General features: G+C 65.4%; 15 protein-coding genes and 1 pseudogene. 6 read left to right on the forward strand and 10 right to left on the reverse strand.

Annotated features, from left to right (window positions below):
- Window positions 1–118: 118 nt before the first annotated feature.
- Together G6N08_RS07750 and G6N08_RS07755 are read right to left on the reverse strand one after the other, a co-directional pair.
- Window positions 119–655: a hypothetical protein gene (locus tag G6N08_RS07750; protein WP_163755805.1), complete on the reverse strand. Its 537-nt coding sequence runs from the start codon at window positions 653–655 to the stop codon at window positions 119–121.
- Window positions 656–709: 54 nt separating this feature from the next.
- A complete protein-coding gene (locus G6N08_RS07755) occupies window positions 710–1,798 on the reverse strand; it encodes a ferredoxin--NADP reductase (RefSeq protein ID WP_371868969.1) in 1,089 nt (362 codons plus the stop codon).
- A 174-nt stretch (window positions 1,799–1,972) separates the two neighbouring features.
- Between G6N08_RS07755 and hsaA the strand changes: the two genes are divergently transcribed.
- From hsaA to hsaB, 4 genes are read left to right on the forward strand one after another with little or no spacing between them, the layout of a single operon-like run.
- Entirely contained in the window at window positions 1,973–3,157 is a 1,185-nt protein-coding gene (gene hsaA / locus G6N08_RS07760) for a 3-hydroxy-9,10-secoandrosta-1,3,5(10)-triene-9,17-dione monooxygenase oxygenase subunit (RefSeq protein WP_163755807.1), read from the forward strand.
- Between the two features lie 49 nt (window positions 3,158–3,206).
- Window positions 3,207–4,082, forward strand: coding sequence for a 4,5:9,10-diseco-3-hydroxy-5,9,17-trioxoandrosta-1(10),2-diene-4-oate hydrolase (hsaD, locus tag G6N08_RS07765; RefSeq protein WP_163755809.1), 876 nt, complete (start codon window positions 3,207–3,209; stop codon window positions 4,080–4,082).
- Entirely contained in the window at window positions 4,079–4,996 is a 918-nt protein-coding gene (gene hsaC, locus G6N08_RS07770) for an iron-dependent extradiol dioxygenase HsaC (RefSeq protein ID WP_163755812.1), read from the forward strand. The genes hsaD and hsaC overlap by 4 nt, the downstream gene beginning before the upstream one ends.
- Window positions 4,996–5,565: a 3-hydroxy-9,10-secoandrosta-1,3,5(10)-triene-9,17-dione monooxygenase reductase subunit gene (gene hsaB / locus G6N08_RS07775; RefSeq protein WP_163755814.1), complete on the forward strand. Its 570-nt coding sequence runs from the start codon at window positions 4,996–4,998 to the stop codon at window positions 5,563–5,565. Before hsaC ends, hsaB begins: the two co-directional genes overlap by 1 nt.
- Before the next feature lie 92 nt (window positions 5,566–5,657).
- Here the strand turns inward: hsaB and G6N08_RS07780 are convergent, their stop codons facing one another.
- From G6N08_RS07780 to fadD3, 8 genes and pseudogenes are all read right to left on the reverse strand, one after another.
- On the reverse strand, window positions 5,658–7,187 hold the full coding sequence (locus tag G6N08_RS07780; protein ID WP_163755816.1) for a PPE family protein: 1,530 nt from the start codon (window positions 7,185–7,187) through the stop codon (window positions 5,658–5,660).
- Window positions 7,188–7,537: 350 nt separating this feature from the next.
- On the reverse strand, window positions 7,538–8,713 hold the full coding sequence (locus tag G6N08_RS07785) for a cupin domain-containing protein (protein ID WP_163756844.1): 1,176 nt from the start codon (window positions 8,711–8,713) through the stop codon (window positions 7,538–7,540).
- 323 nt (window positions 8,714–9,036) lie between these two features.
- On the reverse strand, window positions 9,037–10,221 hold the full coding sequence (locus G6N08_RS07790) for a pyridoxal phosphate-dependent aminotransferase (RefSeq protein WP_163755818.1): 1,185 nt from the start codon (window positions 10,219–10,221) through the stop codon (window positions 9,037–9,039).
- Between the two features lie 10 nt (window positions 10,222–10,231).
- Window positions 10,232–11,173, reverse strand: coding sequence for an acyl-CoA dehydrogenase IpdE2 (gene ipdE2, locus G6N08_RS07795; RefSeq protein ID WP_163755822.1), 942 nt, complete (start codon window positions 11,171–11,173; stop codon window positions 10,232–10,234).
- An 8-nt stretch (window positions 11,174–11,181) separates the two neighbouring features.
- Window positions 11,182–11,260, reverse strand: a pseudogene (locus G6N08_RS21300) (hypothetical protein); the annotation flags it as partial.
- A 15-nt stretch (window positions 11,261–11,275) separates the two neighbouring features.
- The gene (locus G6N08_RS07800) at window positions 11,276–12,229 is read right to left on the reverse strand and encodes an acyl-CoA dehydrogenase family protein (RefSeq protein ID WP_163755824.1); all 954 of its coding nucleotides are present in this window, start codon (window positions 12,227–12,229) and stop codon (window positions 11,276–11,278) included.
- Window positions 12,226–13,374, reverse strand: a complete 1,149-nt coding sequence (locus tag G6N08_RS07805) for an acyl-CoA dehydrogenase family protein (RefSeq protein ID WP_163755826.1) — start codon at window positions 13,372–13,374, stop codon at window positions 12,226–12,228. Before G6N08_RS07805 ends, G6N08_RS07800 begins: the two co-directional genes overlap by 4 nt.
- Complete coding sequence (gene fadD3 / locus G6N08_RS07810) at window positions 13,374–14,903, reverse strand: 3-((3aS,4S,7aS)-7a-methyl-1,5-dioxo-octahydro-1H-inden-4-yl)propanoate--CoA ligase FadD3 (RefSeq protein ID WP_163755828.1); 1,530 nt, start codon at window positions 14,901–14,903, stop codon at window positions 13,374–13,376. The genes G6N08_RS07805 and fadD3 overlap by 1 nt, the downstream gene beginning before the upstream one ends.
- A gap of 67 nt (window positions 14,904–14,970) precedes the next feature.
- On the opposite strand from fadD3, the gene ipdE1 reads away from it, so the two are divergent.
- Window positions 14,971–16,119, forward strand: a complete 1,149-nt coding sequence (ipdE1, locus tag G6N08_RS07815) for an acyl-CoA dehydrogenase IpdE1 (protein ID WP_163755830.1) — start codon at window positions 14,971–14,973, stop codon at window positions 16,117–16,119.
- On the forward strand, window positions 16,116–16,904 hold the full coding sequence (gene ipdF, locus G6N08_RS07820; protein ID WP_163755833.1) for a (5R,7aS)-5-hydroxy-7a-methyl-1-oxo-2,3,5,6,7,7a-hexahydro-1H-indene-carboxyl-CoA reductase: 789 nt from the start codon (window positions 16,116–16,118) through the stop codon (window positions 16,902–16,904). The genes ipdE1 and ipdF overlap by 4 nt, the downstream gene beginning before the upstream one ends.
- The last annotated feature ends 26 nt before the right edge of the window (window positions 16,905–16,930 follow it).

The raw sequence follows: 16,930 nt of genomic DNA on the forward strand, positions 1-16,930 counted from the left end.
GCACCGGACCGATATCGGACGCAGTAGCGTATTGCTGCTCCGGTGGTGCCGCTGCGCAGGTACTGCCGTGACGGGTGTGGTCACGTCGGTGTTCGGCGCCAGACCGGCCGGGGGAGTCTTAGGAAAACGTGGTCTGCGCGCAGGTGCTGGGCGAGGTGAGGTTGACCCCGGTATACACCACCTGAATGTGAGCGCAGACGATGACGGTGGTATCGGTCTTCGGTTGGCCGGTGCGCCAGTCGGTCGAGTCGATCCTGCCGACGGTCTGATATTTGTCCGGTGGACCTTCGCCCCAGTAGATGGTGGTGATCACGTCCGGTCCGCCTTCTTTGAACACTTTGGTGAACGGACCGCCGGTGGCGTGCACATCCAGATACGTCAACCGGTCGGTCGAGCGCACCTCGGTGCTTTGCCGGGCCCACAGACCGGGCGGGAATCCGGTCACCCCGTCGGGCGTGCGCAGGTTGGCTCCCGCGGTGAAGTCGCAGCTGCCGGTCGCACGGTGACAGTCCACAAGGGTATGGGTTTCCAGCTGGGTTGTCTCGTCGACGGGAAAGACGGTGGTGGCGTTGTTGCTGGCGGCTACGCAGGGTGTCGGCGGGATGACGGCCAGCACCGGCCCGACGCCCGCAAGTGCCACGAACAGCCGTTTCATCTTGGCGCCCTCACCTTCAGTTCAGCTGGTTCCAGCAGAACGTATCGCCGTGGTCTACTCGTCGTAGGTGACTTCGACCGAATCAGTCTCGGGGTGGGACTGACAGGCCAGGATGAGCCCATCGTCGAGGTCTCGCTGTTCCAAGACGTCGTTGGCCTCCATGGTGACCTTGCCGGCGCGCAGGGTACAGGCACAGGCACCGCAATGACCCTCCCGGCAGGAGAACGGTGCGGCCAGCCCCGCGTCCAGCAGGACGTCGAGCAGCTTGGCGCGTCGCGGCCACGACACAGTATGGGTTTCCCCGTCCAGCGTGACCACCGCGGTGGCCGGCTGCTCGTCGCCGTTGTCCTCGACCGTGACCGCGGCGAACGGGTCAGTCTCCAGCGAGCGGAACACCTCGAGGTGGATGTGCTGTGGAGGCACATCGAGCGCCGTGAGGGCATCCTGAGCGGCCTGCATGAACGGGCCAGGTCCGCAGATGAACACTTGTCGGCCGGTGTACGGTGCTGCCAGTTTGGCCAGCGCGGCCGCGCTCGGCAGGCCCTGCAGCGATTCCAACCAGTGCAGCACGGTCAGCCGGTCGGGATACTTGACGGCCAGTTCGCGCAGGGCGTCGCCGAAGATCACCGAGCGGTCGTCGCGGTTTGCATAGAGCAGCACCACCTGCCCGCTACCCTCGGACAGCGCTGATTTACAGATCGAGATCACCGGGGTGATCCCGCTGCCGGCCGCCATGAGCAAAAAATCGTCATCGAGGGTCCTGGGTACGAAGTTGCCCGAGGGCGCCAGCGCATGGATGCGCATGCCGGGGCGGGCGTGGTCGCACAGCCAGTTCGACGCGTAACCGTCGGCGGTGCGTTTGACGGTGACCATGAGCGCGTCGTCCGTGAACGGTGAGCTGCACAGCGAATAGCAGCGCGCCACTGAGCCGGTCCGCTCGCTGGGGATGCGCAGGGTCAGGAACTGCCCGGGCGCGTAGCGCAGCCGGTCCGCCGGAATGTCGGCATCGTCGGGCACTGTGAATACCAGAGAACGCGCCTCGTCGGTCTCGGCGACGACATCGGCGATCTGTAGTTCAAGGACATGGCTGCCGAGCGGCTCGTCAGGAACTGCCGGGCGCACGACGGCCTTCTCTTCCGTCATAACTAGAACAGGTTACAGAAACCTTGCCTCTCAGCGCTACCAGCTGCAGGAACAGGCTGCTCGACACAAATCGGAACGTGTTCTAATCTTCAGTCTAGGTCTGCCCGGCCCATCTTCGGGTTGGCAATGGCCTGTGTCGGCGCCCAGCTATGTCCGCACTCCCGGGAGGAAGCAGTGACGTCCATTGAACAACGCGATGCCGAGTCGGTTCTGGCCGGCATCGACGACTTGCTGCCCAAATTGCGGCAGCGGGCCCAGGAGACCGAAGACCTGCGGCGGTTGCCCGACGCCACAGTCAGCGAGCTGCAAGAGATCGGTTTTTTCAGGCTGCTGCAGCCACGACAGTGGGGTGGTCTGGAATGTGACCCGACGTTGTTCTACGAGGCGGCGCGCCGGCTTGCGAGCGCCTGCGGGTCCACCGGGTGGGTAGGCTCGATCGTCGGCGTGCACAACTGGCACCTGGCGTTGTTCGACCAGCGCGCGCAGCAGGAGGTCTGGGGCGAGGATCCGAACGTGCGGATTTCGTCGTCGTACGCACCGATGGGTGCGGGCACCGTCGTCGACGGCGGCTATCTGGTCAGCGGGTCGTGGAACTGGTCGTCGGGATGCGACCACGCCACCTGGTGTTTTGTGGGCGGACCGGTCATCAAGGACGGTCGTCCGGTGGACTTCGGCAGCTTCCTGATCCCGCGCAGCGACTACGAAATCCACGACGTGTGGTATGTCGTCGGATTGCGCGGTACCGGCAGCAACACCGTCGTCGTCAAGGACGTCTTCGTTCCGCGGCACCGGTTTCTTTCCTACAAGGCGATGAACGACCATACCGCGGAGGGGCTCAGGACGAACACCGCACCGGTCTACAAAATGCCTTGGGGAACAATGCATCCGACGACGATTTCAGCGCCGATCGTGGGTATGGCCTACGGTGCCTACGACGCGCACGTGGAGCATCAGGGCAAGCGGGTGCGCGCAGCGTTCGCCGGCGAGAAAGTCAAGGACGACCCGTTCGCCAAGGTGCGCATCGCCGAGGCGGCCAGTGACATTGACGCGGCGTGGCGGCAGCTGATCGGCAATGTCGGTGAGGAATACGCGCTTTTGGCCGCGGGCAGGGAGATACCGTTCGGGCTGCGTGCCCGTGCCCGCCGTGACCAGGTGCGCGCTACCGGCCGCGCGATTGCTTCCATCGACCGGTTGTTTGAAGCCTCCGGTGCTACCGCGCTGGCCAATGATGCTCCCATTCAGCGGTTTTGGCGCGACGCGCATGCCGGACGGGTGCACGCGGCCAACGATCCGGAGCGGGCGTACGTGATCTTCGGCAACCACGAGTTCGGGCTGCCACCGGGGGACACCATGGTCTGATGGCAGCGGCGGCGATACCGGGCGAATCGATGAAAAGGAGTAGCGCCTAGTGACTGCGACCGAGGAGCTGACATTCGAGTCGACTTCACGCTTCGCGGAGGTCGACGTCGACGGTCCGCTGAAGCTGCACTATCACGAGGCCGGCGTCGACAACGACCAGACGATTGTGCTGCTCCATGGCGGCGGACCAGGCGCCTCCAGCTGGACGAACTTCTCACGCAACATTGCTGTGCTGGCCCAGCAGTTTCATGTGCTGGCCATCGACCAGCCCGGCTACGGCCATTCCGGCAAACGCGCCGAGCATCCCCAGTTCAATCGTTACGCGGCAACGGCTCTCAAATCTCTGTTCGATCAACTAGACATCGAGCGTGCTCCGCTGGTCGGCAATTCATTGGGCGGGGGTACCGCGGTCCGGTTTGCGCTGGACTACCCCGACCGCGCGGGCCGGCTGGTATTGATGGGCCCGGGCGGATTGAGCGTCAACGTGTTCTCCCCCGACCCTACCGAAGGGGTGAAACGGCTCAACAAGTTCGCTGTTGAGCCCACCCGGGAAAATCTCGAGGCGTTCCTGCGCGTCATGGTCTATGACCGTAAACTCATCACCCCCGAGCTGGTCGAGGAAAGGTTCGCGCTGGCCAGCACACCGGAAGCGCTTGCTGCGACTCTGGCGATGGGGAAGTCCTTCTCCGGAGCTGATTTCGAGGCCGGCATGATGTGGCGCGAGGCGTACCGGCTGCGCCAGCCGGTATTGCTGATCTGGGGCCGTGAGGATCGGGTCAATCCGCTGGATGGTGCGCTGGTGGCGCTGAAGACAATTCCACGTGTGCAACTGCACGTTTTCGGGCAGTGTGGGCATTGGGTGCAGGTAGAGAAGTTCGACGAGTTCAATAAACTGACCATCGACTTCCTGGGAGGCGCGCGATGAGTATCGCTGCGGGTATTCGGTCGCTGGGCTATCTGCGCATCGAGGCCACCGATGTTTCAGCCTGGCGGGAATACGGCCTGAAGGTGCTGGGCATGGTTGAGGGCACCGGTGCGACCGAAGAGGCGCTGTATCTGCGGATGGATGAGTTCCCGGCCCGGCTGGTGATTCTGCCCGGCGAACAGGACCGGCTCTCGGCAGCCGGCTGGGAATGTGCGAATGCCGAAGGGCTGCAAGAGATCCGCAACCGGCTCGACCTGGAGGGCACACCCTACAAGGAGGCGACCGCGGCCGAGCTGGCGGAGCGGCGGGTCGATGAGATGATCCGGTTTACCGACCCGTCCGGCAACTGTCTGGAGGTGTTCCACGGTGCCGCGCTCGAGCACCGCAGGGTGGTCAGCCCATACGGGCACCGGTTTGTCACCGGTGAGCAGGGCCTGGGCCACGTCGTGCTGTCCACCCGCGACGACGCCGAGGCGCTGCACTTTTACCGCGATGTGCTCGGCTTCAAACTGCGCGATTCGATGCGGCTACCGCCGCAGCTGGTCGGGCGGCCGGCCGACGGGCCACCGGCGTGGCTGCGGTTTTTCGGCTGCAACCCGCGGCACCACAGCTTGGCCTTCCTGCCGATGCCTACCCCGAGCGGCATCGTCCACCTCATGGTCGAAGTGGAAAACTCCGACGACGTTGGGTTGTGCCTGGACCGGGCGTTGCGTCGCAAAGTGCCCATGTCGGCCACATTGGGCCGGCACGTGAACGACAAGATGTTATCGTTCTACATGAAGTCGCCCGGCGGGTTCGACGTCGAATTCGGTTGTGAGGGACTGCAAGTCGACGACCGAGACTGGATCGCCCGGGAAAGCACCGCGGTCAGCTTGTGGGGGCACGACTTCACGGTCGGTGCTCAGGGAAAATGATGAGCTCTCCGGAGCAGATCGACCCGCGCACCTACCGGCGGGTGCTGGGTCAGTTCTGCACGGGGATCACCGTCATCACCACCATGTATGACGGGGCTCCGGTCGGCTTCGCGTGTCAATCGTTCGCAGCGTTGTCACTGGAGCCGCCGCTGGTGCTGTTCTGCCCGACCAAGGTGTCGCGGTCCTGGAAGGCGATCCAGGCCACCGGCCGATTCTGCGTCAACGTGCTCAGCGAGGCACAGAAGGACATCTCCGCACGCTTCGGATCTAAGGAAGCCGACAAATTCGCCGACATCGACTGGAGCAGCTCGCCGCTGGGATCACCGATGATCGACGGGTCGCTGGCGCATATCGATTGCACAGTGGCCGCGGTGCATGAGGCCGGCGACCATTACCTGGTCGTTGGTGCGGTCCAGTCACTCACGGAGGTGCCGCGGGTGAAACCGCGGCCGCTGCTGTTCTACCGCGGCGATTACACCGGCATCGAACCCGAGAAGACCACACCGGCCCAGTGGCGCGACGACCTCGAGGCGTTTCTCACCAGCACTAGCCGGGATACCTGGCTGTAATCGCTCTAGTGAAGACGTTTTGGTTACCAACGCGTCCCGAGTGCGGTGGCCCGCGTCGTCGATGTGCACGGTGTGTTGCGCGGGTGAGCGGTTCACCGGCCGTGTGTAGGGGTATCGGGTTCGGGGGGGCCGGGGCCCCAGCTGCCGGGCATCATCGGCATGGTGGCGTTGTCGTCGGACGGGTCAGCGCCCAGCCTGACCAGCCCGGCGGGCTGGCCGACATGTTCCCGGTGGGCGGTGCCGGCAAACCCTTGGGTTCCCGCGCCCGGCCCGGAAGCCAGGACTGCGGCGGCCTGTTGCTCACCGCCCGTGCCGGTGTCGGGCTCGGCGTCCGCGCTGAGATCCAGGTATTCGTAGCGGTAGCCGCGGTCGATCAGCCCGGTCCGCCGCCGCGGCCGTCGATGCGCGCGTGCCCCGGAGGCCGCTGCGGCCTCCGCTATCGCAGTGTCACGCTCTGCGGCCGGCTCTTTGGTTGCGGCGCGAGCAGTCATCGCTGAGCCCACACCGGAACCCGGAGGACCGACAAGGTAGGGATAGGCAACCTGTGCGGTGCCGGCGAGCGGTGGCGGAGGCGCCGGCGGCGGAGCGGCGCCGGCGGCGGGTGCCGGGGAGGACGGCAGGGCCGGTGCCGGGGCGGTCGCTGGGACCGCGGCGGAGGTGACAACCGGGGGGGCCACACTGACAACCGGTGCCGGGGAGATCAGCGGAGCGGCAACCGGACCGGGGACCGCGGCGAGCGAGGCGGGCTGAGACATGCCGGCCAGCCCGGTCAGCCCGGTCAGGCCCGTCATGTCCGCCATCGGTACAGACGCAGCGATCAGGCCGAGCGAGAGCTGCGTCAGCTCCGTCAGCTGCGGGGCGAAGGTGAGGTAGACCTCGCCGGCCCAGTGGGGAACGTCGCTTGTCAGCACCGGATCGGTCAGCAAGCTTTCGATCGCCCCGACCGGATTTGACGGAAATTGCGACAAGTCGCCCTCGATGGCGTTGGCAACCTCACCGGCTCGGGTTGTCCACCAGCTCAGGTGGGTCGGACCTGGTCCGCTGTCTTGGTTTGTACCAGCACTGGGGGCCGAGGCGCTATTGGCTTTCTGGATCGGCGGGGCCGGAGTGGTTTGCGGTGCTGCCGTCACCGCCGCGCCGGCGACGGTCTGATAGGTCGCCATGGTGGTCGCCGCCTGGATCCACATCCGCGCATAGTCGGCCTCGTTGAGGGCGATCGGTATCGTGTTGATGCCGAAGAAGTTCGTTGCCACCAACACGGCGTGGACGGCATGGTTGGCGGCAAGCTCGGCCAGCGTCGGCATGGCTGCCACAGCGGCGGTGTAGGCCGCCGCCGCGGTTTCGTGCTGGGCGGCTACCGCGCTGCTATCCGCGCTGGTTTGTATCAACCACGCCAGATACGGCACATTCGCGGCCACATATGACTCTGCGCTGGGACCCTGCCACACCCCCGCCTGCACGCCTGCCAGCAGAGCGCTGAGGTCCTCGGCCACCGAAGCGTATTCGCTGCTCAACGCATTCCATGCCTGCGCTGCGGCCAGCAACGCTGCCGGTCCCGGGCCGCTGGACAGTAACGCCGAATGTACTTCCGGCGGTGAGGCCATCCAGATCAGCTCGGTCATCACCGGCGCCGCGGACCCCGATCAGCGATAGGTGACGCATGTCCGCCCGGGCAGCCGGGGTCAACCCTCGCAAACCGTTCCGACCCGGGGCTGACCGGCATCTGGCAGGCCCCGGCCAAGTCGTCGAGAACAACACCCGGCTTCATAACAGACATCGGAGCTGATCTTCCCCCGGCACTGACGATTCCGCAATAGCGACTCGATGATGATGAGGATGCCGCCTTCTCGGGGTTTAGACGCTAAATACTCCGCTAACGCGGATACTGGTATCCGGCAGGCCCGGCCGCAGTGGGAGCGGGCGATCACCCGGGCATGCCGCTGCGCAGCGCTGACCGGATCGGCAACCTGGATCAGCTCTCGGGCAGCCGCACGAGAAAGCCGGTAGTGATCAGCGTTCGGGCCAGCTCAGTTTGCTGCGCCGGATTCAGCCCGGGCAGATCACGAACCCGAAACGGCCCGGTCGCTCTCGAGACGAACAACATCGCGGCCTCATGATCGCGGCTAACCCGTATCAGCAATTGGGCGAATTGCAGAGCGACGCCGTCGGCGACCGGGATCACCCGCGAATACAGCGGCTGATATTTCATCACTCGTGTCCGTCCGTCGATTCCCACGGCGCATGGGATCTGGCCGACTGGGGGGCAGCGTCCACGTCGGACCAGGACATCTTCCATGGCACTGAGCGCCTCAGCGACGGCGCCGGAGTCTTCGACGGTTCTGACCGCTGCGCGCACCAGGTCGACCAGGTTTGCGCGCAGCCCGGGGTCATCGAGATGCCGCGGCGGCAGACGGTCGTGGACACGCTCATCGCGCAAACTCAGCGAATGCAGCAGGTGAGTGAGCAGTGTGAGCACCGTTGGGGCATGTATCCCGACAGTCAGGTGAACGGATAGCTCCGAGTGTGTCTCGGCGCCGTGGACTCGGCCGCGCGGCAGATACAACACATCACCGGCCGTCAGATGCAGGTCAGCTGGTGGGGCAAGGTCGGCACCGGCAAATCCTTCGCGGCGCTGCATTTCGTGGGGTGGCACCTCGGCGTCATAGATATGCCAGATCTTGGATCCCTGGATCTGCAGGATCAGCACGTCGTGGGGGTCGAAATGCGCGACAAATCCTGTGGAGTGAGGTGGTGTGAGATACGCGTTGACCCGCGTCGGGAAATTTAGCTCAACCTCGATCGAGTGTGATAAGGCACCGATTGTGCGCATATAGCGCTCCAGCCCGTTCAGGATGACCGTGTAGCCGTCGGCTAAGCCGTCGCGGACCCGGACCGGGTCGAGACTGCCATCCGCTAGGCGATAACTGCCGGGGTCTTTCTCCTCACCGCCTCTGACCAGCCGTACCGCCGACGGCTCCGGCTGGACGTGCGTCAGGAGTTCCTCAACGGCCGCCGACCCGCGCAGCACATTATCGAAGTAGTTTGCGCAGCCGCGATTCACATGGTACGGGCGGCTCCCCCAGATGTCGTCGAGAAATGTCTGCACCGGGAGAGGGGCAAGCAGCCAGGTCAACGAGAACTCGGCAATAGCTCCCTCCTCAAAAAACCTCGTGGTGACGAGCTCAGCAGCCTATCGCGCCTCTTACTGGTCACACCTCATACTCCGAGTATCGGTGGGGTTGGCTGGTGCGCGCCTCACCGGTGCAACGCGATCAGGTTGACGCGGTATCGATGTCCCGAGCGTTGTGGAAGCGACAGCCGGGGAGCGCGAGACACCTCGGCAGCGACGGCCACCGGCACCCCAACTTCCCGTACAAGGGCGGGACAGAGCGTGGTCGGTGTGCGGCACAGCGACCAACACTCACTATTGACCAGAAACCGTCAATGCCTGTTGTAAGTGACGCTGCACCTTCAGGTGCGCGGGCCGGCTCTGTTTTTTTCCAGCCAAGGCCGCATCCGGCGCAGGGCCTCCTCGATATCGCTCATCGGGCCGGCAAAAGACAGCCGGACGAACGAGTTACCGCGCGCGGTGTCGAAGTCGATACCCGGTGCGATCGCAACTCCGGTGTCGGCCAACAATTTCGAGCAGAAGGTCGCGGAGTCAGCGGTGAAATCCGAGACGTCGGCGTAGACGTAAAAGGCGCCGTCGGCCGGTGCCAGCCTTTCGATTCCCAAACCCCGCAGACCGTCGAGTAGCAGCGCACGGTTGATCGAGTACTGGTGTAGGTGACCGTCGGCTTCGGCGATCGCCTCGGGAGTGAACGCCGCGACAGCCGCGTGCTGCGACAGCACCGGCGGACAGATGGTGAAGTTTCCGGTGAGCCGGTCGATTGCGCGCAGCAGGTCGGGCGGTACCACTAACCAGCCCAGGCGCCAACCTGTCATCGCGAAATACTTGGAAAAACTGTTAACCACCAACGCATTTCGCGACACCTGCCAGGCGCAACTAGTTGGAGGTGCGCCTGGATAGACCAGCCCGTGATAGACCTCGTCGCTGATCAACCGTGCCCCGGTGTCCTCGCACCATGACGCGATCGCTGTCAGCTCGTGGGGTGGAATAACAGTTCCGGTGGGGTTGGCCGGGCTGGCCAGCACCACACCGTGCACTGGCGGGTCGACTGCGGCCAGCATCTCCAAGGTGGGCTGAAACCGGGTCTGCGGGCCGCATTCGATCTCGACGACCTCGCAGCCGAGTGCTGAGAGGATGTTGCGGTAACAGGGATACCCAGGGCGGCTCAGCACCACCCGGTCGCCGACGTCAAAGCAGGCCAGAAACGCGAGCAGAAATCCACCCGAAGATCCCGTCGTCACCACCACTTCATCGGCGCTGACGCGTAGGCCATATCGATGCTGATACGACGCGGCGATCGCTTCACGCAGCTCTGGGATGCCCAGGGCTACGCTGTAACCCAGCTGGTTGTGGCGCAGGGCGGCGGCAGCGGCTGCACGTACCGGCTCAGGGGCACCCGCGCTGGGCTGACCGGCAGCCAGGTTCACCACATCGGCGTGGGTACGCTGGCGCTCGGCGGCGGCCAACCAAACATCCATCACGTAGAACGGCGGGACGCCGGCGCGCAGCGCCACACGATGACTCACACGAGCCAGATTAGAACACTTCGGATTCCAGTCGGCGCAACTGCTCGCGCGGCGAACCCAGCAGCTGCGCACTCCCATGCGCGCGTTTGAAATACAGGTGCATGTCGTGCTCCCAGGTAATGGCGATGCCGCCGTGCATCTGAATACCTTCGGCGGCCACCTGGAAAAAGGTCTCGGTTGCGGCGAGGCGGGCCCGGACCGCGTTGGTGGGTGTGGGCCGGTTGATCGCCTCGTCGACGACGGCGCGTGCAGCCGCCACCGTGACATACAGGTCCGCCATCCGATGCTTGAGCGCCTGGAAGCTACCGATCGGCCTCCCGAACTGCACTCGAGTCTTGGTGTACTCAACAGTTAGGCCCAGACAGCGTTCGGCTGCCCCGATCTGCTCGGCGGCCAGCAGGATGGCGGCGGTGTCAGCGAGGCCCGGGTCGGCACCGATAGTGACGGTCTCCCGGGGTTGCAGCCGGGCCAGCTTGCGGGTGGGGTCCATGGTCGCGACTGGAGACGCACTGAACGTGATCCACCTGTCGAGCCGACCCTCCTGGGCCGCAACAACAATGTCGGCGACATCCCCGTTGACCACGTAGTCGGCATCGAACACTAACGCGCCGATTGACTTGCCGGCCGCCAACGCTTCCAGCGACTGGCTGTCTGGTTCAGCTGCGTTGAGCAGCGCCAGTTCGGCCAGCGTCGTGCCCAGTAGCGGTGTGGGCACCAGTGCGCGGCCCAACTCTTGGAGAACTATTGCTACATCAGCTAATTGGCCGCCTGCACCGCCGAATTCCTCGGGTACGACCAGCCCAGCGGCGCCGACCTGCTCGCACAATAGCTGCCACAGCGACTCGTCGTAGCCGCGTTGTGACTGCATTGCCTGCCGCACCGCAGCCGGGCCGGCGTGTTTGGACACCAGCGCGGCGACGGTGTCAGCGAGCAGCTGGCGTTCCTCACTCATCGGCGCCGCTCCTTTTCATCGCTGCGCTCTGCATCGTCGCCGGCGCGGGTCATCGGCGCCGCTCCTTTTCATCGCTGCGCTCTGCATCGTCGCCGGCGCGGGTCATAGCGCCGCTAGCACCCGGCGCCGGTGTGCCGCCGGGTCGCCCCACGCCGACCGCAACGCTTGCACCCGCAACAGCCACAGCGACAGATCATGCTCAGCGGTGAACCCGATGGCGCCGTGAGTCTGCAAAGCAGACCGGGCGGCCAGCAGAGCAGCTTCAGCGGCGGCAACCTTGGCGGCACTGACATCGCGGGCAATTTCGGATGAGTTGTCGGCCAGTGACAGCGCAGCGCCGTATACCAAAGGACGCGCCAGCTCCACAGCGATGTGCACGTCCGCGAGCTTGTGTTTGATCGCTTGATACGAGCCGATCACCCGCCCGAACTGGGTGCGCTGCTTGGCGTACTCAACAGTTATGTCCAGCAGCGCTTGCGCCGCACCGACCAACAACGCACCAGTAGCCAGTGCGCCGAACTCACTGGCACGCTTGACATCTGCGTGCCACCGCTCACCCGCCGCAGTCACCTCGAACAGCCGGCGGCTGGGATCCACAGAATCGCAGCGCGTGCCCAGTGCCGCCTCGGTGACACCGTCATCAGTGGCTAAGAGTGCCAAACCAGCGGCCTCGGCATCGACCGCGCGCGGCATGAGCGGTGGCATGGCGACCGTGGCGATCAGCTCACCGGACGCCAGCGCCGCGCAGCGCTTGCCGTCGGTGAGCAAAAGTGGTGCCACCGCAATGGATTCAGCTACCGGACCGGGAACACACCAACGGCCGAGACGCTCGAGCGCGACCACCAGATCGCTGGTGTGTGCAGCCAGTCCGCCATGTGTCTCGGGTACGTTCAGTGCGGTGACGCCAAGCTCGGCCAGCTGTGCCCATACCTTGCGTCCGGGTGCGAAGTCGCCGGCGGCCCAGGCCCGAACCGCAGCAGGTACTCCTGCGCCGCTGAGGGCGGCGTCGATGCTGGCAGCGAAGTCGCGCTGCTGGTCGTCGAGCCCGAATTTCACTGTGCTTTTCCCCCGGCTTTGTCACGTGGCAGTCCTAGCAGCCGTTCGGCGATGATGTTGCGCTGAATTTCGTTGGTGCCGGCGTAGATCGGGCCGCCCAGCGCGAACAGCAGCCCGTCGACCCAGGTGTCGGCGAGTTCGGCGCCACTCCCTTGCATATCCAGCGCCGTCTGGTGTATGGCGACGTCCAGGTCGGACCAGAACACCTTGGTCACCGATGATTCCGCGCCCAGCTCTTCACCGGCCGACAGCCTTGTCACCGTGCCGAAGGTGTGCAGCCGATAGGCTTGCGCCCGGATCCACGCCTCGGCCACCCGGTCGCTGAATTCTGCCGGCGAGCCATTGTCTTTCCAGAGTTTGGCGAGCCGCTCTGCGGCAGCCAGAAAGCGGGCCGGGCTGCGCAGCGACATCCCACGCTCGTTGCTTGATGTGCTCATGGCTGCCCGCCACCCGTCGTTGACCTGGCCGATCACGTCCTCGTCGGGAACAAAGACGTTGTCGAGGAAGATTTCCCCGAACCCGGTGTCGCCGTTCAGCTGGGTGATGGGGCGGACCGTGACACCGTCGGCCTTCAAGTCGAACATGAAATACGTCAGGCCGCGGTGCCGCTCTGCGTGCGGGTCGGAGCGAAACAAGCCGAACGCCTTGTCGCCAAACGGTGCACGTGAGCTCCAGATCTTCTGGCCGTTGAGTAGCCAGCCGCCCCGGGTGCGGGTTGCGGTCGAACGCAGCGATGCCAGATCGCTGCCGGCTTCCGGTTCCGACCAGGCCTGCGCCCAGATCTCCTCGCCGGTGGCCATCTTCGGCAGCACGCGGTCCAGCTGCTCCTGCGTACCGTGCGCGAACAGTGTCGGCGCCAACATCGAGATGCCGTTGGCGCTGGCGCGTCCGGGTGCACCGGCGCGGAAGTACTCCTCCTCGAAAACGACCCACTGCAATAGCGTTGCGTCCCGGCCGCCATATTTTTTCGGCCAGGTGATCACCGACAGCCCGGCGTCGAAAAGCACGCGGTCCCAGCGCCGGTGCTGTTCAAAACCTTCGGCGGTGTCATAGGACTTGGTCGGGAACTTGTCCTTGTTCGCCACCAGAAACTCGCGCACCTCGCGCTGCAACGCCAGGGTCTCCGCGTCGAAATCCAGGTCCATCAGGTCATCTCCCGCAATAGGGGTTTGACTACCTTGCCACCGGCGTTGCGGGGCAGCACATCGACAAACTGTACCGAACGCGGCGCTTTGAAATTCGCCAGATGTTCACGTGCGTAAGCGATCACCGACTTTTCGTCGAGATCTGAGCCGGGTCTGCGGACTACGAACGCTCGACCGACCTCGCCGAGCCGCTCGTCGGGAACGCCGATGACTGCGACATCAGCGACGCCGTCCAGCCCGGTTAGCACTTGCTCGACTTCGGCAGGGTAGACGTTGAACCCGCCGCAGATGTACATGTCCTTGAGGCGGTCGGTGATCCGCAAGTTGCCGGCCGCGTCGACGCTGCCCACATCGCCGGTGTGCAGCCATCCGTCGGCGTCGATGGCCGCGGCGGTGGCTTGCGGGTCGTCGAGATAGCCGAGCATCACGTTGGGCCCGCGCAGCAGCACCTCGCCCAGCTCTCCGATCCGTAACTCGAAGTCGGCGATCGGGCGCCCACAGGTAGTGGCGACCGTCACGGCGTCGTCCTCGGGGCGGCACATGGTGGCGAACCCGCCGGATTCGGTCAGCCCGTACGCGGTGAGCACGATGTCGATGTCGAGTTCGGACTGCATTCGCTCGACAAGCGCCACCGGCACGGTGGCGGCCCCGGTTACCGCGAACCGCAGCGAGCTGAGGTCATAGTCGCCGCGGGCCGGGTGGTCGAGCAGGCTCTGGTAGATCGTCGGCGGCCCCGGTAGGACGGTGATGCGATGCTGCTGGATCGCCTGGAACACGCGGACCGGGTCGAACGTCAATTGCGGGATCAGCGTGGCACCGGTCTGCAAGCAGGCCAGGATACCGGCCTTGTAGCCGAAGTTGTGAAAGAACGGGTTGATGCACAGATAGCGGTCGGCGCTGGTGATTTTGCCGCACGCAGCCCAGGCGGCCGGGCCGGCCAGCGACTGTCGGTGCGCACACACCACCCCTTTGCTGCGGCCGGTCGTGCCGGAGGTGAACAAGATGTCGCTGATGTCGTCGGGCGTCACGGCGGCGGCGCGGGTGGCCACCGCATCGAGGTCGACACCACGCCTGATGAAGTCATCCCACGGCATATCCGCCATCTCGTGGCGCTCCACCGGCACGCGCACGATGTGCCGCAGCGCGGGCAGCGCGCCACGATCCAGGCCCGCCAGGCGGTCCACACCCAGGAAACGGCCCATGGCGATCAGCACCGACGCGCCGGTGCGGGCCACGATGTCGCGGGCTTCCGCGCTGGTGTAGCGCGTGTTCAGCGGCACCATGGCCGCCCCGGCGTGATGGATCGCCAGGCAGGCCACCACCCAATGCCAGGTGTTCGGCGACCAGATCGCCACCCGCTCCCCGGGCACCACGCCCAGCGCGATCAGCGCCGCTGCCGCCCGGTGTACCTCGTCACGCAACTCGGCGAACGTCAAGCAGCGGTCGTCGGCGATCAGGGCCGGATGCTCGGGAAGTTGACGGGCAATCCGGTCCAGCGCCGCAGGCGTGGTCCTCGGATCGCCGGTCATCGATGTTTCTCCAGGTTCGATCTCGCCGAGGTACTAAGCAAGTGCTTGGTAGGTTAGCCTACAGCCCATGCAAGGCGTCGAGGAGTTCCGGGCCGAGGTCCGCCAGTGGCTGGCCGACAACCTGGTCGGCGAGTTTGCCGCGCTCAAGGGGCGCGGCGGGCCGGGGCGCGAGCACGAGGCGTTCGAAGAACGTCGCGCCTGGAACCAGCACCTGGCTGCGGCCGGCCTGACATGTTTAGGGTGGCCGGTCGAGCACGGCGGGCGTGGGCTCTCGGTCGCCCACCGGGTGGCGTTTTACGAGGAATACGCGCTCGCTGACGCGCCGGCGAAAGTCAACCATTTCGGTGAGGAGCTGCTGGGACCGACGCTGATCGCCTTCGGCACACCCGAGCAGCAGCGGCGGTTTCTGCCGCGCATCCGCGACGTCACTGAGCTGTGGTGCCAGGGCTATTCGGAGCCGGGCGCGGGCAGCGACCTGGCCAACGTCTCGACCACCGCCGAACTCGACGGCGACCAGTGGGTGATCAACGGACAGAAAGTGTGGACATCGCTGGCCCATTGGGCGCAGTGGTGTTTTGTGTTGGCACGAACGGAGAAAGGCTCTAAGCGCCACACGGGGTTGTCGTATCTGCTGGTGCCGCTGGATCAGCCCGGGGTGCAGATCCGCCCGATCGTGCAGCTCACCGGGGACTCGGAGTTCAACGAGGTGTTCTTCGACGGTGCCCGCACCGACGCGGCGCTGGTGGTCGGCGCACCCGGGGACGGGTGGCGGGTCGCGATGGCGACACTGACCTTCGAGCGCGGCGTCTCCACGCTGGGACAGCAGATTGTTTATGCGCGCGAGCTCAACGGCATCGTCGAGTTGGCTAAGCGCACCGGCGTCATTGACGATCCGCTGATCCGTGAGCGGCTGACCCGCTCGTGGGCCGGTCTGCGCGCAATGCGCTCATATGCCCTGGCCACTATGGATACCGAACAGCCGGGCCAGGACAATGTCTCAAAGCTGCTGTGGGCCAACTGGCATCGTGAGCTCGGCGAAATCGCTATGGACGTGCGAGGCAAGGCTGGACTGGTGCTGGCCGACGGTGACTTCGACGAATGGCAGCGGTTGTTTTTGTTCGCCCGAGCCGACACCATCTACGGCGGCTCCAACGAAATTCAGCGCAATATCATCGCCGAGCGAGTACTCGGCCTGCCCCGGGAGGTCAAGGGATGACGCTTGCGGTCGCGCCGAAAGAGGTTGGCGGACACGGGCTTCTGGATGGCAAAGTGGTCGTCGTGACCGCGGCGGCGGGCACCGGCATCGGGTCGGCCACCGCGCGCCGCGCGTTAATGGAGGGCGCCGACGTCGTCATTTCCGATTACCACGAACGGCGGCTGGGCCAGACCGCCGACGAACTGGCCGCGCTGGGTTTAGGCCGGGTGGAGCATGTGCTGTGCGATGTGACCTCCACCGCCCAGGTCGATGCCCTCTTCGCGTCGGCCAATGCGCGGATGGGACGCATCGACGTGCTGGTCAACAACGCCGGACTGGGGGGGCAGACCCCGGTGGTTGAGATGACCGACGAGGAGTGGGACCGGGTGCTCGACGTCACGCTGACCTCGGTGATGCGGGCCACCCGCGCCGCGCTGCGGTACTTCCGCGCGGCCGGGCACGGTGGGGTGATCGTCAACAACGCCAGCGTATTGGGCTGGCGTGCCCAGCATTCCCAGGCCCACTACGCGGCCGCCAAGGCCGGGGTGATGGCGCTGACACGGTGCAGCGCAGTCGAAGCGGTGGAGTACGGGGTGCGCATCAACGCGGTATCTCCCAGCATCGCCCGCCACAAGTTCCTGGACAAGACGGCCCCGGCCGAATTGCTCGACCAGTTGTCCGCTGCTGAAGCGTTCGGGCGGGCGGCTGAGCCCTGGGAAGTGGCGGCCACCATCGCGTTCCTGGCTAGTGAATACTCCAGTTATATGACTGGAGAAGTGATTTCGGTGTCCAGCCAGCATCCGTGACGCGGTGACCGGCGGGCGGTGTCCAT

Source organism: Mycobacterium botniense (genome assembly GCF_010723305.1).
GTDB classification, from domain to species: domain Bacteria; phylum Actinomycetota; class Actinomycetes; order Mycobacteriales; family Mycobacteriaceae; genus Mycobacterium; species Mycobacterium botniense.

What these genes read in the sequence shown, in the direction of transcription:
- G6N08_RS07750 (WP_163755805.1), bottom strand. Translation starts at nt 655, where the DNA reads ATGAAACGGCTGTTCGTGGCACTTGCGGGCGTCGGGCCGGTGCTGGCC.
- G6N08_RS07755 (WP_371868969.1), bottom strand. Translation starts at nt 1,798, where the DNA reads ATGACGGAAGAGAAGGCCGTCGTGCGCCCGGCAGTTCCTGACGAGCCG.
- hsaC (WP_163755812.1), top strand. Translation starts at nt 4,079, where the DNA reads ATGAGTATCGCTGCGGGTATTCGGTCGCTGGGCTATCTGCGCATCGAG.
- hsaB (WP_163755814.1), top strand. Translation starts at nt 4,996, where the DNA reads ATGAGCTCTCCGGAGCAGATCGACCCGCGCACCTACCGGCGGGTGCTG.
- G6N08_RS07780 (WP_163755816.1), bottom strand. Translation starts at nt 7,187, where the DNA reads ATGACCGAGCTGATCTGGATGGCCTCACCGCCGGAAGTACATTCGGCG.
- ipdE2 (WP_163755822.1), bottom strand. Translation starts at nt 11,173, where the DNA reads ATGAGTGAGGAACGCCAGCTGCTCGCTGACACCGTCGCCGCGCTGGTG.
- G6N08_RS07805 (WP_163755826.1), bottom strand. Translation starts at nt 13,374, where the DNA reads ATGGACCTGGATTTCGACGCGGAGACCCTGGCGTTGCAGCGCGAGGTG.
- fadD3 (WP_163755828.1), bottom strand. Translation starts at nt 14,903, where the DNA reads ATGACCGGCGATCCGAGGACCACGCCTGCGGCGCTGGACCGGATTGCC.
- ipdE1 (WP_163755830.1), top strand. Translation starts at nt 14,971, where the DNA reads ATGCAAGGCGTCGAGGAGTTCCGGGCCGAGGTCCGCCAGTGGCTGGCC.
- ipdF (WP_163755833.1), top strand. Translation starts at nt 16,116, where the DNA reads ATGACGCTTGCGGTCGCGCCGAAAGAGGTTGGCGGACACGGGCTTCTG.